We start from the raw sequence: 14,357 nt of genomic DNA, 5'->3' as shown, positions 1-14,357 counted from the left end.
ATGAGCCTGACGATCATTCCATTTGACGAGGGCGAGGCGCATCTGGAGTGGCTCGGTCTCTGCGCGGCATTCGAGGCGGGGCATCGCCTGCCCAAGGCCGAGATTGCCGATACGCTGCTCTATCGGGGCCGCGACACGCTGCTCAACCGGGCGGCATGGATCGACGGGATGGGATTGGCGGTGAAATCCGCTACGATCTTTCCGGGCAATCCAGAGCGGGGGGAGCCAATGATCAACGGCGCGGTCAATCTCTATTCCGATACCGATGGCACGCTGGAGGCGCTCGTGGATTTTCATCTTGTGACCAAGTGGAAAACCGCCGGTGACAGCCTCTATGCCGCCACGCGGCTGGCGCGGCCCGACAGCGAGAGCATCCTGATTGTCGGGGCGGGAACGGTGGGCCGCACGCTCTGGCAGGCCTATCGCGCGGTCTTTCCGCAGGCGCGGTTCAGCGTCTGGAACCGCACCCGTGTCAATGCCGAGGCGATGGCGGCAGAGTGTGAGGGCATGACCGTGGCCGGGGATCTGGAAGCGGCGGTACGCGCCGCCGATATTGTCACCTCTGCCACCATGTCGACCGACCCGCTGATCAAGGGAGAATGGCTGCGCCCCGGCCAGCATATCGACCTGATCGGGGCCTATCGCCCCGACATGCGCGAGGCGGATGATGCGGCCATCGCGCGGGCGCGGGTCTTTGTCGACAGTTTCGACACCACGGTCGCGCATATCGGCGAGATCATAACGCCACTGGAGCGCGGCGTGATCGCCCGGGATCATCTTGTCGCGGATTTCTACGAGCCCGAGAGGTTCCGGCGCCACTCGCCCGAAGAGATCACCCTTTTTAAGAACGGTGGCGGTGCGCATCTCGACCTGATGACCAGCCGCTATATCCTCGATGCCTGGAGGGCGGCGGCATGATCTGGCTTGGTCTCTTGATCCTTGTGGGGGTGCTCATCGCGGCCCCCATTCTGCGCGAGGTGATGAAACCCGCGATGACTGACAAGCTTCGCAAGAATGCCCCCGGCGACTTTGCCCGCCTGTCGCGCGGCATCACGCATTACCGCTGGCTGGGGGCCACGCGCGGGCCGGTGGCGGTCTGCGTGCATGGGCTGACCACGCCGTCGTTTGTCTGGCAGGGGATCGCGGCGGGGCTTGGGGCGCTCGGCTACCGCGTGCTGGTTTATGACCTTTATGGGCGCGGCTATAGCGACCGGCCCGACGGGCCGCAGGACAGCGCCTTTTTCATCACCCAGCTAGAGGAACTGCTCGAGGATCAGGGGATCACCGGGGATTTCACGCTTTTGGGCTATTCCATGGGCGGCGCGATTGCCACAGCCTTTGCCGCGCTGCATCCCGAACGGCTGCGGGCGCTGGTGCTGATCGCGCCCGCCGGGCAGGGGCATGATCTGGGGCGTCTGGCGGAACGGGTGGCGCGGGGCGGCCCGATGGCGACATGGCTGATGCTGGCGGGATTCCCACGCAGCTTTCGCAAGGGCTGCGAGGCGGAGCGGCACCTGCCGTCGAGTGTGCCGGGCATCGTCGACCTGCAACAAGCAGAACTGCGCTATCGCGGTTTCGTGCCTGCGGTGGCCCGGTCGATCAGTGGGATGGTCTCTGAGGACCTGACCGAAGAACATGCGGATATTGCCGAAACGCGCCTACCGGTGCTGGCGATCTGGGGGCGCGAGGATACGGTGATCCCGCTGCGCAGCATGGCGCGGCTGGCCGAGGTCAACCGTAGCGCCCGCCAAGAGGTGATCGAGGGCGCGGGGCATGGTCTGACCTATACCCATAGCGAGGCGGTGCTGGCCGCGCTGCGCGACCTCATGCGCGATTAAGCGGCCTGAAGCCGCCGCTCCTTGACCGGCAGATGCACGATGGCGGAAAATGCGCCGACGCCAACGCCGATCCACCACACGACGCTGTAATCGCCGTGCAAATCATAGAGCTTTCCACCCAACCACACGCCCATGAAGCTCCCGAGTTGGTGGGAAAAGAACACAATCCCATAAAGCGTGCCCATGTAACGCAGCCCATAGAGATGCGCGATCAATCCCGAGGTCAGCGGCACGGTGGCCAGCCACAACGACCCCATCGTCACCGAAAAGAGCAGCACCGTAGCCGGTGTAATTGGCGTCATGATGAACGCCGCCGCTACCAGCGTCCGGCCCAGATATATTGCCGCCAACAGGTTCTTCTTGGAATAGCGTTTCCCCAGCCATCCCGCCGTCAGCGTGCCCGCGATATTCGCAAGGCCAATGACCGAGATGGCTACAGCCCCAAGTGCCGATGTGGTGGTGATCCCGATATTGTGTAGCGCCCCACCGGGCAGGATCGGCCCACACATCTCGGTGACAAAGGCCGGGAAATGCGCGGTGATAAAGCCGAGTTGATAACCGCAGCTAAAAAAGCCCAGAAAGATCAGAGTAAAGGACGGGTCGCGAAAGGCCCGGTTCAGAATCGTACCCATGGATTCCTCGATAACCGTGCGGTCCACAGGCGCGGGCGCGCGCATCAGCGGCAGCATGGCCAGCACGGCGATGATCACGGCGGCAAAGATCAGGAACACGCTCTGCCATGTCATCAGCGAGAGCAGGAATTCCGCCAGCGGCGCGCCAAACACCTGCCCCGCCGACCCGGCAGCAGTGGCAATGGCAAGGCTCATGGAGCGGTTTTCATCGGAACTGGCGCGGCCCACCACGGCGAGGATCACGCCAAAGCCGGTGCCCGCGATGCCAAACCCCACGAGGATTTCATAAAGCTGATGCGCCTCTGGCGTCACTGCAAAGGAGGACAGCACAAGCCCCGCCGCATAGGTGATGGCCCCCAGAATGATCGCCTTCTGGTCGCCGATTTTCTCGGCCAGCGCGCCGAAAAGTGGCTGGCCGATGCCCCACGCAAGGTTCTGAATGGCGATGGCCAGCGAAAACTCGGCACGCGGCCAGTTGAATTCGGTCGCGATGGGGATCTGGAACACGCCAAAGGAGGCGCGGATCGCGAAGGAAATCAGAATGATGGTGCAGCCCGCCACGAGAACGGGTGTAATCAGGGGGGCGGATTTAGGCATTCTATCCTCGCGCGGTTCACGGGCACTCTAGGCGAATGGCGAGGGGCGTCAATTCAGGCTTTGTGATGGGGCGCATCACGATTTCTCGTCACCCAAGGAGTTGCGCCACCATGCGGCTGTTCTGATCGGTCAGAGCCTCGATCACATCGAAATGGTGTCGGCCCTTGGCAATCTCGTGGCCGGCGTTCCAGGCTGCGGCCAGCCATCGCGCCTGATCGAGGAACACGGGCCGCTCCTCGGCGCCGACCCAGACCGTGACAGGAACCGGCAAGGGGCGCATGAGCGCAGGGCTTTCGGCCTCTGCCGCCGCGCGGTCGAGCTGGAACTGTTCGTTCATCGAGGTTTGCAGCAGTGGGCGCAGGTCCGAGACCGGCGAGATGGGCATGACATGGCTGAGGCGCGCCGCGACATCGCCGGGCAGAACACCGGGCACCGCCATGCGCGCCACCAGATGCCCGCCCGCCGAATGCCCAACCAGCGCCAATGGCCCGTCGGTGCGCGCCGCCATAACGCAGATTGCGCGGGCAATCTGTCGGGTGATGTCGGCAATGCGCACCTCGGGGCAGAGGTCATAGGAGGGCATGGCCACCGCCCAGCTGCGCGCGAGCGGTCCCGCCGCGAGATGCGACCAGAGCGTCCGGTCAAACCGGAGCCAATAGCCGCCATGGACAAAGACACAGAGCCCCCGCGCCGCACCGGTGGGGTGAAAGAGGTCAAACGCCTGCCGCGCGCCATCGCCGTAGGGCAGGCCAAGCTCTGCCCGCCGCTCGGCGCTCAGCCTGGCGCGAAACGCCTCGGCCGCTACGGTCCAGCGCGCCGGATATTGCGCGCCGCCCGGAATATACGGCACATTGGCATAAGCATCGTCCAGTTCCACGGCGTATTCCTCTCTATCTGGCCCTAGACATTCCTAGCCCAAGCTGGTCTGTCATGGCGAGATAAAAGCCATGCCAAGAGGGAAACGCAATGACCAAGACCGACCTGAAATCCATGCTCAAGGACCCCAGCCTGCTGTGCGAGCGGGCCTATATCAATGGCGAGTGGGTGGATGGCGATAATGGCACCTTCGAGGTCACGAACCCCGCGCGCGGCGATGTGATCGCGCATGTGGCCGATCTCAGCCGCGCTCAGGTGGCGCGTGCGATTGCCGCCGCGGAGGCCGCGCAAAAGGAATGGGCGAAATGGACCGGCAAGGAACGCGCCGCCGTGCTGCGCCGCTTCTTTGACCTGATGATGGAGAACCAGCACGATCTGGGCGTCATCCTGACCGCCGAACAGGGCAAGCCGCTGGCCGAAGCCAAGGGCGAGGTGGGCTATGGCGCCTCGTTCATCGAGTTCTTTGGCGAAGAGGCCAAGCGCATCTATGGCGAGACCATCCCCGGCCATCAGCGCGACAAGCGCATCACCGTCATCAAGCAGCCCATCGGTGTGGTGGCCTCGATCACGCCGTGGAATTTTCCCAACGCCATGATCACGCGCAAGGCCGCCCCGGCGCTGGCGGCGGGCTGTGCCTTTGTCGGGCGCCCGGCTGCGGAAACGCCGCTCTCGGCCACCGCGATGGGCCTCTTGGCCGAGCGCGCGGGGATTCCGGCGGGGGTATTCAACATCGTCACCTCGTCGCGCGCCTCGGAGATCGGCAAGGAATTCTGCGAGAACCCGGTGGTGCGCAAGATCACCTTTACCGGCTCGACCGAAGTGGGGCGCATCCTCTTGCGGCAGGCTGCCGATCAGGTGATGAAATGCTCGATGGAATTGGGCGGCAACGCGCCGTTCATCGTGTTCGACGATGCCGATCTCGATGCGGCGGTCGAGGGCGCGATCCTCTGCAAATTCCGTAATAACGGTCAGACCTGCGTCTGCGCCAACCGCATCTATGTACAGGCGGGCGTTTATAATGCCTTTGCCGCCAAGCTCAAGGCAGCGGTCGAAAAGCTCAAGATGGGCGACGGGATGGACGAGGGCGTGGCGCTTGGGCCGCTCATCAACGCGGACGCCATCACCAAGGTGCAAGAGCATGTCGCTGACGCCAAGGCCAAAGGTGCCTCGGTCATTCTGGGTGGTGGCGAACCGGTACAGGGAGCAGGATATTTCCTGCCCCCCACCATCGTCACCGGCTGCACGCAGGACATGGCCTTTGCCACCGATGAGACATTCGGGCCGCTCGCGCCGCTCTTCAAGTTCGAAAGCGAGGATGACGTGATCGCCATGGCCAATGACACGATCTTTGGTCTGGCCTCGTATTTCTACGCCAAGGATCTCAGCCGCGTCTACAAGGTGGCCGAGGCGCTGGAATATGGCATCGTGGGCGTCAACACCGGGATCATCTCGACCGAGGTGGCCCCTTTTGGTGGCGTCAAGCAGTCCGGGCTTGGCCGCGAAGGCAGCCATCACGGCATCGAGGATTTCCTTGAGATGAAATACATTTGCATGAGCGTCTGACCAAAGCGGTACTCGACCAAGGACGGGTCCCTCGCTAGGATGTGAGCAAGTCTAGAAGCAAAGGAGGCCGGCGATGCCCCGCTCTTTCCTCTTGGCCGGCCTGATGGCTGTCTTGCCTGCTGCCGCGGTGCAGGCACAGGGCGACGAAACGCGCCAGGTGTCCGGCGCGGTCGGCTATCTGCAACGGATCGCCCTCCCCCCAGATGCCCGCGCCGTGGTGGTGGCTGAGGGGCGGTTTGGCGCGATGCTGGGCGAGGTGACGCTGGATGCTGATGGCAAGCAGGTGCCGCTGCCCTTCGGGATGACGGTGCCCGCCAATCTTTCCGGGCAACTCAGCGCGGTGATCCGGGTCAACAATCAACCGCGCTGGCTCTTGCGGGATATGCCCTTTGAGGCGGGAACAGAGCCGGTCGATCTGGGCACGCTCATCCTCGAGCCGGTAACAGCGCTCGCCTTTGCGGTCGATTTCATCTGCGGCGATACCACGGTCTCTTTTGGCATGCTGGGCGATGAAACCGTGCTGCGCGCCGAGGGGCGCGACATTGCCATGAAGCAGGTCATCTCAGCCTCTGGTGCCCGGTTCCAAGGGATCAAGGAACAGAACACCGAATTCTGGAACAAGGGTGATCGGGCCATGGTCCGTCTCGAGGGTCGGGATCTGCCCGAGTGTCAACAGGCACCCCCGCCCGCGCAACAGACCTATCGCGCAGGCGGCAATGAGCCGGGCTGGTTCGTTGCCCTGACCGCCGAGACCGCCGAGATCAGCGCCGATTACGGCGAGATCACCCATAGCCTGCCCCGCCCCGAGGTGCAGGTCCTACCCGGCGCTTACGTATTCGACATGCCTGAGATCAAGGCGCAACTGACCATCCGCGAAGGCATCTGCCGCGACGATGCCACCGGCATGCCGCATCCCGATGCGGCGGTGTTGACACTGGGCGCGCGAGAGTTCCGGGGGTGTGGCGGCGCGCCCGAGGACCTGTTGACCGGCCCCGCGTGGCAGGTGACTGCCTTAGGGGCCCCCTCTTTGATCGAGCCAGAGCGCCTGACCCTAAATTTCATCACGCCGGGGCGTGTGGCGGGCAGCACCGGCTGCAACCGTCTGGTGGGCGGCTATACGATCACGGGCGAAGGGCTGCAATTCGGGGCCATGGGCAGCACGATGATGGCCTGCCCCGACCCCCTTATGGAACAAGAGCGCCGTATGCTCGACGCGCTGGAACAGGTGACGCGGTTCGACATCGCCGAGGATGGCGCGCTGCGTCTGATTGGCGGGGCAGCGGATGGCGTGCTGATCGAGGCACGGCGCCCCTGAACGGCAAACGCCCGGCCAGAAGGGCTGACCGGGCGCAGACTTGGATTGTGGCTTAATTCACGGCGCGGGTCAGTTCACCTTGTCGGCGTCCACGACATCCTTGGCCACGATGTCGCCGTTGGCAATCGCGATTCGGCGCGGCTTGAGCGCCTCGGGCACCTCGCGGCGCAGGTCGATATGCAGCATCCCGTCGGCATGGGTCGCCCCGATCACGCGGACATGATCGGCCAATTGGAAGCGGCGTTCAAAGGCACGGGTCGCGATGCCGCGATGCAGATATGTGCGTCCCTCCTCTTCTTCGCTTTTGCGGGCAGAAACGACAAGAGAGCCATCCTTGACCTCCACACCCAGATCATCGGCAGAGAATCCCGCAACGGCCACCGAAATGCGGTAGGCATCGTCAGCGGTCTTTTCGATGTTGTAGGGCGGATAGGTCGGCTGGGTCACGTCTGTGGACATGACGCGATCCAAGAGGTCGGCGATCTGGTCGAAACCGACCGTGGCACGATAGAGCGGGGCAAGATCAAAATTACGCATGGGTCATCCTCCATTGAGCGATACCGGATTAGTGCCTTCCCCTCTGGGGACAGGCGATCTGTCCGGCCCGTCACGCGGCACCGGAACGCTCTTGATTTGGGAAGTGCTCTGGCGGCTGTCAAGACCCCCGCGCGCGCCCTCAGGGTCGCGCGAATTTCGCGCCTGATGCGCCACCGCCGCCCACTGTTACCCGCCGAAAGCCGGGATTGGCCGCGATGCCCGGAGCGGACGCGGCGCGCAGATCCTGTTTCAGGCGCGCCACGACCTCGGGCAGGTCCATGCCATAGGCGCGGCTGTCGCCGCCGTCCCACTTGCCGCCGCTGACCAGCGAGAGGATGCGCGCACGTCCGCCGTCCCGCGCAAAGACCGGCGCGCCGGACGAGCCGTTGATCACCGAGCAATCAAAGCCCATGACCCCTTTGGACCGCCACAAGAGACCGCAATCACGCTGCCATGACGGCGCCTTGTCACGATCCCGGCCGTAGGACACGACGCTCACGCGCTGATGGGCGGCGGGGGCCGCAGCCAGGTGGAAGGGAGCCGCGAGCGCCGCCGGAATGGGGGTGGAAAGCTGCAGGAGCGCAACATCGCGCCGCACATTCGCGGCCTGCATCCCCGCCGCCGGATCATAGCCAGGGGCGACCGCATAGCGCGCCACGCCCGCCTCGGCGATCACCACCCCATCGCGCAGCCCGGCGCGAAACCGGATGATGTCGGGCGCGATCCCTTGCCCTGCGCGATCATAAACACAATGCGCCGCCGTCAGAACCTGATCGGGGGCAATCAGAACGCCCGTGCAATAGCCATCGCGCCCAAGGTCGACCCGCCCCACCGCCTCCCATCCGAACAGATCGTCACGATCGGTCAAGCGGATCAGGCCGCTGGTTTGCGCCGTGGCACCTGACGTGGCGAACAGCAGCGCCGCGATGGCAGCCATCGTGACGCGCGCGCCGCTCATGGCTTGGCAAACTTTGCGCCGGTATCGCGGCGGATGCCAGAGGTGAACATCTTGGGCGCTGCGTCCTGAAACACGCCTGCGCCGCCATCGAGCGCCGCCTGCAGAACCCGGAGCGGATCGGTCAACTGAGTGCCCAGCGACACCTTGCGCCCCTCGACCTCGGCCATGGCCGACACCACCGACACGATGCGCGGCACCCCGCCTTCAAAGCTGAAGATCGGCGCACCGCTCGATCCGAAATCCACATCGCAGGACATGATCAGAACGCCGTCCTGACGCGCCAGAACCTCACAGATGTTTTGCAGCGATGGCGCTTCGGATCGGTCGCGGGCATAGCTGACAACGCCGATCTTTTGCCCCTTGCGCGGGCGCTCGTCGGTCTCGAACGGGGTGACGCGCGTGTTTTTGATCGGATGGTGCAATTCCAGCAGCGCCACGTCATTGCGCACGCGCTCTGCGGTGACATCCGTCGCCGGCGCATAATCGGGATGAGTCACCGCGCGTCGAACCGAGCGGTAGGCCGCCGCGCGGCCATTGCGCCACCCGGCCATGAATTCGATCCGCGCCGGATCAATCCGCGCGCCGGTTTCCTTGTCAAAGAGGCAATGCGCCGCCGTCAGCACCAGATCGGGCGCCACCAACGCGCCCGTGCAGAACCCGCGCCCGGCCAGTTCGAGGCGCCCCACAGCCTCCCAATCACGGGCCTCGTCGCCGACATCCAGACGATGCAGGCCACTGTCCTGCGCCATGGCCGCGCCTGCGACACAGGCGGATAAGAGAAAGGTGATGATGCGCCGCATGTGGTCTTTTTCCTGCTCAATCCACCTGCCGGATAGCAAGCGTTTTGGGCCAGATTATGACCGGATCAGCGCAGGATCGGAACCCCGGACATGCCTTGGGCCGCGCGGGTCATGGCCGGCGGCTTCGGCCCGCCCGTGGCCCAATCCAGCAACTCGACCGTGTGGACCACCGGAATCCCCGTGCCGGACCCGATCTGCATCATGCAGCCGATATTGCCCGCCGCGATCACATCGGGCTTTTTCGCTTCCAGCGTTTGCACCTTGCGCGCCTTGAGCTGCTTGGAAATCTCGGGCTGCATCAGGTTGTAGGTGCCCGCCGAGCCGCAGCACAAATGGCTGTCCGCCGGTTCCACCACCGCGAACCCGGCCCGCTTCAAGAGGTCCTTGGGATAGGTCTTGATCTTTTGCCCATGCTGCAGCGAGCAGGCGGCGTGATAGGCGATCACCATCTCCTTGTCCTCGCCCTGCGGCAGATCAAGCTGCATCAGGATTTCGCTCACATCCATGGCGATGGCACTGACGCGCGCGGCATCTTCTGCCAGCGCCTCGTGCCGGAACATATGACCGTAATCCTTGACTGTGGTGCCGCAACCGCTGGTGTTGATGACGATGGCGTCAAGACCAGCGCCTTCCATCTCACGCGCCCAGGCCTTGATGTTCTTGGCCGCCGTTGCGTGGCTCTCGTCGGTCTTGCCCATGTGATGCGTCAGCGCCCCGGCAACAGCCCGCCCCCTCGGCCACTACCACCTCGCAGCCCAGCCGGGTGAGCCAGGCGGATCGTGGCATCGTTGATATCGGTGTTGAGCGCGCGCTGCGCACAGCCCGTCATCAGGGCCACCCGTTTTTTCCGCGCGCCCTGCGGCGCAAAGCTCTGCGGGTCGTCATTTCGACTGACGGGCGGCACCTGTTTCGGGGCCATCTCCAGCATCGCGCGCAGCCGAGCATCGGGCATCAACCGCGCAAAAGGCCGCCCGATCTTGGCCCCCAACAGTGCCACCCGGAACCGCATCGGATAAGGCAGGATGCGCGCCAGAATCCAGCGCAGCACGCGATCCCCCAAGGGTCGCTTGTAGCGTTCTTCAATGTATTCGCGGGCCTGATCCACCAGATGCATGTAATGCACGCCCGAGGGGCACGTCGTCATGCAGGCCAGACAGGACAGGCAGCGATCAATATGCTTGACCGTCTTGGCATCCGGCACGCGGTCGTTCTCCAGCATGTCCTTGATGAGGTAAATCCGCCCCCTCGGGCTGTCCAACTCATCGCCCAGAACCTGATAAGTCGGACAGGTGGCGGTGCAAAACCCGCAATGCACGCAAGAGCGAAGGATCTCGTTGGCGCGGGCAATCTTGGGATTTTCAAGCTGTTCGGCGGTAAATTCGGTTTTCATCTGTTTCTACTTTCCCGCCATTCAAACGGCTGCACCCGTGGCCATCAGGCCGGGGTTCAAAATTTGTCTTGGGTCGAATTTCTGGCGCAATCCCGCCTGCAATGCCGCCACCGGCGCAGAGAGCGGATGAAACACGCCTTGGCTGCGGTCGCCACGGATCAACGTGGCATGGCCGCCGCGTGCGGCAACGGCACTGCGGATTCTTGCGGCATTCAGGCCCGATCCTTGGGCCGCCAGAACCCAGATCAGCCCGCCGCCCCAATCATAGAACGCCTCTGCTCCGGGCAGATCCGCCACCACCCCCGGCGCGTCGGTGGGCTTGACCGACAGGCGCCAGACGTCGCCCGCCCGCTCCTGAAACGGGCCAACGTCGCGGATATGCGCCCATGCGGCATCGGTCTTGTCCGTATCCGCCTCGAAGGTCCAAGTGCCAAATTCAGCCAAGAGCCGCATCAGCGCCTCGGCGCGGTAGGCCACCGAATTCTCGAAGCCTTCCAGCCGGACCATCGTAACCGGTGCCCCTGTCGGCCCCGCTTGCAGATGGGCCGCCCCCGTCACCTCGTAGGGCGAGGCCAGTGCGCGACAGAGCGCCGTCACGGCCGACGCATCGCTCAGCCCTTCGATCCGCAGCATCCCCATGCTGCGCGGGCGCGGCAGCACCTTGAGCGCCACTTCGGTCAGCACTCCCAGCGTGCCGTAACTGCCTGCCATCAGCTTGACCAGATCATAGCCGGTGACGTTCTTCATGACCCGTCCGCCATTCTTGACGATCTGCCCGCGCCCATCGACAAAACGCACACCCAGCAGGAAATCGCGGCAGGCCCCGGCCTGAATCCGGCGCGGCCCGCTGACATTGGCGGCAACGACACCGCCAATCGTGGGCGTGCCGGTTGTGCCCAGCAATCCCCGGTGATCCATCGGCTCAAAGGCCAGGCGCTGTCCCTCTGCCGCCAGCGCAGTCTCGATCTCGGCAAGCGGCGTGCCGGCCTGCGCCACCAGCGTCAGCGCGCCCGGCTCATAGAGCGTGATCCCACGCAGTGCGGCGGTGCACAGCCGCGCGCCATTCGATGGCGCGCCCAGCGGGCGCGTGCCGCCCCCTTCGATGCGCAAGGGGGCTTCGGCCCCCCGGATGATCTCGGCAAGCTCTGCCTCGGTGTTGGGTGTCATGCTGCTTCTTCTTGGTCAAAATACTCATTGCTCCGGGAGCATGGCCCCCGGTCGGGTCGCTCAGGCCACGCGCCGCGCGTCAGAGGACGCCAGCGGAAAGACCTTGGCCGGGTTGAGTAGCCATTTGGGATCGAACACATCCTTGATGGCCATCTGCGCCTCCAGATCCTCGGGGGCATATTGATGGGTCATCAGATCGCGCTTTTCGATCCCCACCCCGTGTTCGCCGGTGAGGCATCCCCCCACCTCGACGCAGAGCTTGAGGATTTCCGAACCCAAATCTTCGCACAGCTCGAGATCGCCGGGCTTGTTGGCATCAAAGAGGATCAGCGGATGCATATTGCCATCGCCGGCGTGAAACACATTGGCGACATCCAGGCCAAACTGCTTGGACAGCTCGCCAATCCGCTTGAGAACATGCGGCAATTGGCTGACCGGGATGGTGCCATCCAGACACATGTAATCGTTGATCTGCCCCATCGCACCAAAGGCCGATTTACGGCCCAGCCAGATCGCGGCGCTTTCTTCGGGCGAACGGCTCTGGCGAAACTCCACCGGATTGTGCCGCCGCGCAATGCCCTCGATCAGGCCCAACTGCTCGTCAATCTCGGCATCCGATCCCTCCACCTCGACGATCAGCAGCGCCTCGCACATTGGATAGCCTGCCTTGGCGAAATCCTCGGTCGCCTCGATGCAGGGACGGTCCATGAATTCAATCGCCACCGGCAGCACACCCGCCTTGATGATGTCGCTCACGCAAGCACCCGCCACCTCGTTCGAATCGAACCCGATCAGCACGGGACGCGCCCCCTCGGGCTTGCGCAGGATACGCAGCGTGGCCTCGGTCACGACGCCCAATTGCCCCTCGGACCCACAGACGATCCCCAAGAGATCGAGCCCCTCCGCGTCAAGATGTGCGCCGCCCAATTCCAGCACGGTGCCGTCCATCAGCACCATGGTCACGCCCATCAGGTTGTTGGTCGTAACCCCGTATTTCAGACAATGCGCCCCGCCCGAATTCATCGCGATATTGCCCGCAATGGCACAGGCAAGCTGGCTGGAGGGATCAGGCGCATAGAAAAACCCGTATTCCTCGACCGCGCCGGTCACGCTCAGATTGGTGCGCCCGGTCTGGACCCGAATGAAGCGGTTGTCGTAATCGGTTTCCAATACCGCATTGAGCCGCGCCACGCCGAGAATGACACAATCCGCCGTGGGCAAGGCGCCGCCGGCAAGCGACGTCCCCGAGCCACGCGGCACCACCGGCACGCCCATCTCATGACAAATGCGCAGCGCCTCCGAGACCTCTTTGGTAGACCCCGGCAGGATTGCCACCAAGGGCGCGCATTTATAGGCGGTCAGCGCATCGCATTCATAGGCGCGCGTTTCGGCCGGATCGGAAATCACTGCATCTTTTGGTAGAACTTCGCACAGACGCTCCACCAATTCGGCCTTGCGCGCCATAATCTCTGGCCGGGGGATGGGCATTTCCATGAGAATTCCTCCTGATTGGTAATAAAATATAACCAATTTTTGCATCTGGCAAGTCAAACCTTGCAAGGATAGCTTGCACCCATGATTTGGATGGATCAACTGACACATTTCAGCACGCTTGATGCCCTCGCCTTGGGCGGATTGGTGCTGGGCTGGCTTGGTCTTGGTCTCTTGATCGAAAACCCACCCCGCGCGCGGCCTTCAGTGACGAAACTGATGGCGCAGTATCGGCGCGAATGGATGGTCCAGATGGTCGCCCGCGACGCGCGCATCTTTGACGCGCAGCTCTTGGGAAGCTTGCGGCAGGGCACCGCCTTTTTCGCCTCAGCCACGCTCATCGCCATCGGTGGCGCCTTGGCGATGCTCGGTGATCTGGAGCGGGTGATGGGCATCGCCGACGATCTGACCCCCGCGACCGGACCGGTCATCGTCTGGGAGGTCAAGATCCTCGTGATACTCGTCTTTCTCGCCAATGCTTTTCTCAAATTTGTCTGGTCCAATCGGCTCTTTGGCTATTGCGCCGTGATCATGGCCGCCGTGCCTAATGACCCCGGCGATGCCGCCGCCCTGCCGCGCGCTCAAAAGGCGGCAGAGATCAACATCACCGCCGCACGCGGCTTCAACCGGGGTCTGCGAGCGATTTATTTCGCGCTCTCGGCGGCGGCCTGGCTCTTGGGGCCAGAGGCGCTGATCGGGGCCACGGGGATCACATGCCTGATGCTGCTGCGCCGCGAATTCGCCTCACAATCGCGCGCGGTGCTGCTCCAACCTGATCGACCCGACGAGAACACACATACGTGAGTGTTTTTTGCGCGAGACTGGGCTAATCTATGAGCATGAGATGTTTGTGCCTTGTCCTCGCCCTTGTCGCCGGCCCCGTTGCTGCGGATGAACCCGAAATTCTCGGCGTGCAACTCGACAAGACCGGCGGCGCTTGGACAGTCGCGGTCACGGTCCTGCATCCCGACACCGGCTGGGGTCACTATGTTGACGGGTGGGAGGTTCTGGACGCGGCGGGAAATAGGCTGGGCTATCGCCTGCTGCATCACCCGCATGTCGAGGAACAGCCCTTTACCCGATCGCTCCCTTCGCTGACCCTGCCAGAAGGCACGCAAGAGGTGTTCGTCCGGGCGCATTGCTCGGTGGATGGGTGGAGCACCACGCCCTTTCGCGTCGAATTGCGGCCCTAA

At 63.8% G+C, this 14,357-nt stretch carries 13 protein-coding genes and 1 pseudogene; 6 read left to right on the top strand and 8 right to left on the bottom strand.

What is annotated here, in order from left to right; translation table 11 throughout:
* Positions 1–918 carry an ornithine cyclodeaminase family protein gene (locus ROSMUC_RS20125; RefSeq protein ID WP_037276666.1) on the top strand — a complete coding sequence of 306 codons (918 nt, stop codon included), beginning with the start codon at positions 1–3 and terminating at the stop codon, positions 916–918.
* Entirely contained in the window at positions 915–1,838 is a 924-nt protein-coding gene (locus ROSMUC_RS20120) for an alpha/beta fold hydrolase (RefSeq protein ID WP_037276665.1), read from the top strand. Before ROSMUC_RS20125 ends, ROSMUC_RS20120 begins: the two co-directional genes overlap by 4 nt.
* On the opposite strand, the gene ROSMUC_RS20115 is transcribed toward ROSMUC_RS20120, so the two are convergent.
* Together ROSMUC_RS20115 and ROSMUC_RS20110 are read right to left on the bottom strand one after the other, a co-directional pair.
* Entirely contained in the window at positions 1,835–3,067 is a 1,233-nt protein-coding gene (locus tag ROSMUC_RS20115) for an MFS transporter (protein ID WP_037276664.1), read from the bottom strand. The two genes, ROSMUC_RS20120 and ROSMUC_RS20115, sit on opposite strands and share 4 nt — an antisense overlap.
* A gap of 88 nt (positions 3,068–3,155) precedes the next feature.
* On the bottom strand, positions 3,156–3,944 hold the full coding sequence (locus ROSMUC_RS20110) for an alpha/beta hydrolase (RefSeq protein WP_037276662.1): 789 nt from the start codon (positions 3,942–3,944) through the stop codon (positions 3,156–3,158).
* A gap of 89 nt (positions 3,945–4,033) precedes the next feature.
* On the opposite strand from ROSMUC_RS20110, the gene ROSMUC_RS20105 reads away from it, so the two are divergent.
* Positions 4,034–5,506 (top strand): NAD-dependent succinate-semialdehyde dehydrogenase, encoded by a 1,473-nt coding sequence (locus ROSMUC_RS20105; protein ID WP_037276661.1) that lies wholly within the window; start codon positions 4,034–4,036, stop codon positions 5,504–5,506.
* 73 nt (positions 5,507–5,579) lie between these two features.
* Positions 5,580–6,821, top strand: a complete 1,242-nt coding sequence (locus tag ROSMUC_RS20100) for an META domain-containing protein (RefSeq protein WP_037276660.1) — start codon at positions 5,580–5,582, stop codon at positions 6,819–6,821.
* 69 nt (positions 6,822–6,890) lie between these two features.
* Here the strand turns inward: ROSMUC_RS20100 and ROSMUC_RS20095 are convergent, their stop codons facing one another.
* The 6 genes and pseudogenes from ROSMUC_RS20095 to ROSMUC_RS20070 all read right to left on the bottom strand — a co-directional run bounded on the left by ROSMUC_RS20095 (position 6,891) and on the right by ROSMUC_RS20070 (position 13,167).
* Positions 6,891–7,358, bottom strand: coding sequence for an Hsp20 family protein (locus tag ROSMUC_RS20095; protein ID WP_037276659.1), 468 nt, complete (start codon positions 7,356–7,358; stop codon positions 6,891–6,893).
* Between the two features lie 139 nt (positions 7,359–7,497).
* Positions 7,498–8,316 (bottom strand): trypsin-like serine peptidase, encoded by an 819-nt coding sequence (locus ROSMUC_RS20090; protein WP_037276657.1) that lies wholly within the window; start codon positions 8,314–8,316, stop codon positions 7,498–7,500.
* The gene (locus ROSMUC_RS20085; RefSeq protein ID WP_037276656.1) at positions 8,313–9,116 is read right to left on the bottom strand and encodes a trypsin-like serine peptidase; all 804 of its coding nucleotides are present in this window, start codon (positions 9,114–9,116) and stop codon (positions 8,313–8,315) included. The genes ROSMUC_RS20090 and ROSMUC_RS20085 overlap by 4 nt, the downstream gene beginning before the upstream one ends.
* A 65-nt stretch (positions 9,117–9,181) precedes the next feature.
* A pseudogene (glcF, locus tag ROSMUC_RS20080) lies at positions 9,182–10,506 on the bottom strand (glycolate oxidase subunit GlcF).
* A 21-nt stretch (positions 10,507–10,527) separates the two neighbouring features.
* The gene (gene glcE, locus ROSMUC_RS20075; protein ID WP_037276655.1) at positions 10,528–11,673 is read right to left on the bottom strand and encodes a glycolate oxidase subunit GlcE; all 1,146 of its coding nucleotides are present in this window, start codon (positions 11,671–11,673) and stop codon (positions 10,528–10,530) included.
* A 60-nt stretch (positions 11,674–11,733) separates the two neighbouring features.
* Entirely contained in the window at positions 11,734–13,167 is a 1,434-nt protein-coding gene (locus tag ROSMUC_RS20070; protein WP_037276654.1) for an FAD-linked oxidase C-terminal domain-containing protein, read from the bottom strand.
* Positions 13,168–13,248: 81 nt separating this feature from the next.
* On the opposite strand from ROSMUC_RS20070, the gene ROSMUC_RS20065 reads away from it, so the two are divergent.
* Both ROSMUC_RS20065 and ROSMUC_RS20060 read left to right on the top strand, forming a co-directional pair.
* A complete protein-coding gene (locus ROSMUC_RS20065) occupies positions 13,249–13,968 on the top strand; it encodes a DUF599 domain-containing protein (protein WP_037276652.1) in 720 nt (239 codons plus the stop codon).
* A 29-nt stretch (positions 13,969–13,997) separates the two neighbouring features.
* A complete protein-coding gene (locus tag ROSMUC_RS20060; protein ID WP_037276651.1) occupies positions 13,998–14,357 on the top strand; it encodes a hypothetical protein in 360 nt (119 codons plus the stop codon).

The organism is Roseovarius mucosus DSM 17069 (assembly GCF_000768555.3).
Classification (GTDB): domain Bacteria; phylum Pseudomonadota; class Alphaproteobacteria; order Rhodobacterales; family Rhodobacteraceae; genus Roseovarius; species Roseovarius mucosus.
The sequence above is the reverse complement of the archived record's forward strand: the minus strand, read 5'-3'. Positions and strand labels throughout refer to the sequence as shown.

What these genes read in the sequence shown, in the direction of transcription:
- ROSMUC_RS20085 (WP_037276656.1), bottom strand. Translation starts at nt 9,116, where the DNA reads ATGCGGCGCATCATCACCTTTCTCTTATCCGCCTGTGTCGCAGGCGCG.
- ROSMUC_RS20105 (WP_037276661.1), top strand. Translation starts at nt 4,034, where the DNA reads ATGACCAAGACCGACCTGAAATCCATGCTCAAGGACCCCAGCCTGCTG.
- ROSMUC_RS20060 (WP_037276651.1), top strand. Translation starts at nt 13,998, where the DNA reads ATGAGCATGAGATGTTTGTGCCTTGTCCTCGCCCTTGTCGCCGGCCCC.
- ROSMUC_RS20090 (WP_037276657.1), bottom strand. Translation starts at nt 8,316, where the DNA reads ATGAGCGGCGCGCGCGTCACGATGGCTGCCATCGCGGCGCTGCTGTTC.
- glcE (WP_037276655.1), bottom strand. Translation starts at nt 11,673, where the DNA reads ATGACACCCAACACCGAGGCAGAGCTTGCCGAGATCATCCGGGGGGCC.
- ROSMUC_RS20125 (WP_037276666.1), top strand. Translation starts at nt 1, where the DNA reads ATGAGCCTGACGATCATTCCATTTGACGAGGGCGAGGCGCATCTGGAG.
- ROSMUC_RS20100 (WP_037276660.1), top strand. Translation starts at nt 5,580, where the DNA reads ATGCCCCGCTCTTTCCTCTTGGCCGGCCTGATGGCTGTCTTGCCTGCT.
- ROSMUC_RS20120 (WP_037276665.1), top strand. Translation starts at nt 915, where the DNA reads ATGATCTGGCTTGGTCTCTTGATCCTTGTGGGGGTGCTCATCGCGGCC.
- ROSMUC_RS20070 (WP_037276654.1), bottom strand. Translation starts at nt 13,167, where the DNA reads ATGGAAATGCCCATCCCCCGGCCAGAGATTATGGCGCGCAAGGCCGAA.
- ROSMUC_RS20115 (WP_037276664.1), bottom strand. Translation starts at nt 3,067, where the DNA reads ATGCCTAAATCCGCCCCCCTGATTACACCCGTTCTCGTGGCGGGCTGC.
- ROSMUC_RS20065 (WP_037276652.1), top strand. Translation starts at nt 13,249, where the DNA reads ATGATTTGGATGGATCAACTGACACATTTCAGCACGCTTGATGCCCTC.
- ROSMUC_RS20095 (WP_037276659.1), bottom strand. Translation starts at nt 7,358, where the DNA reads ATGCGTAATTTTGATCTTGCCCCGCTCTATCGTGCCACGGTCGGTTTC.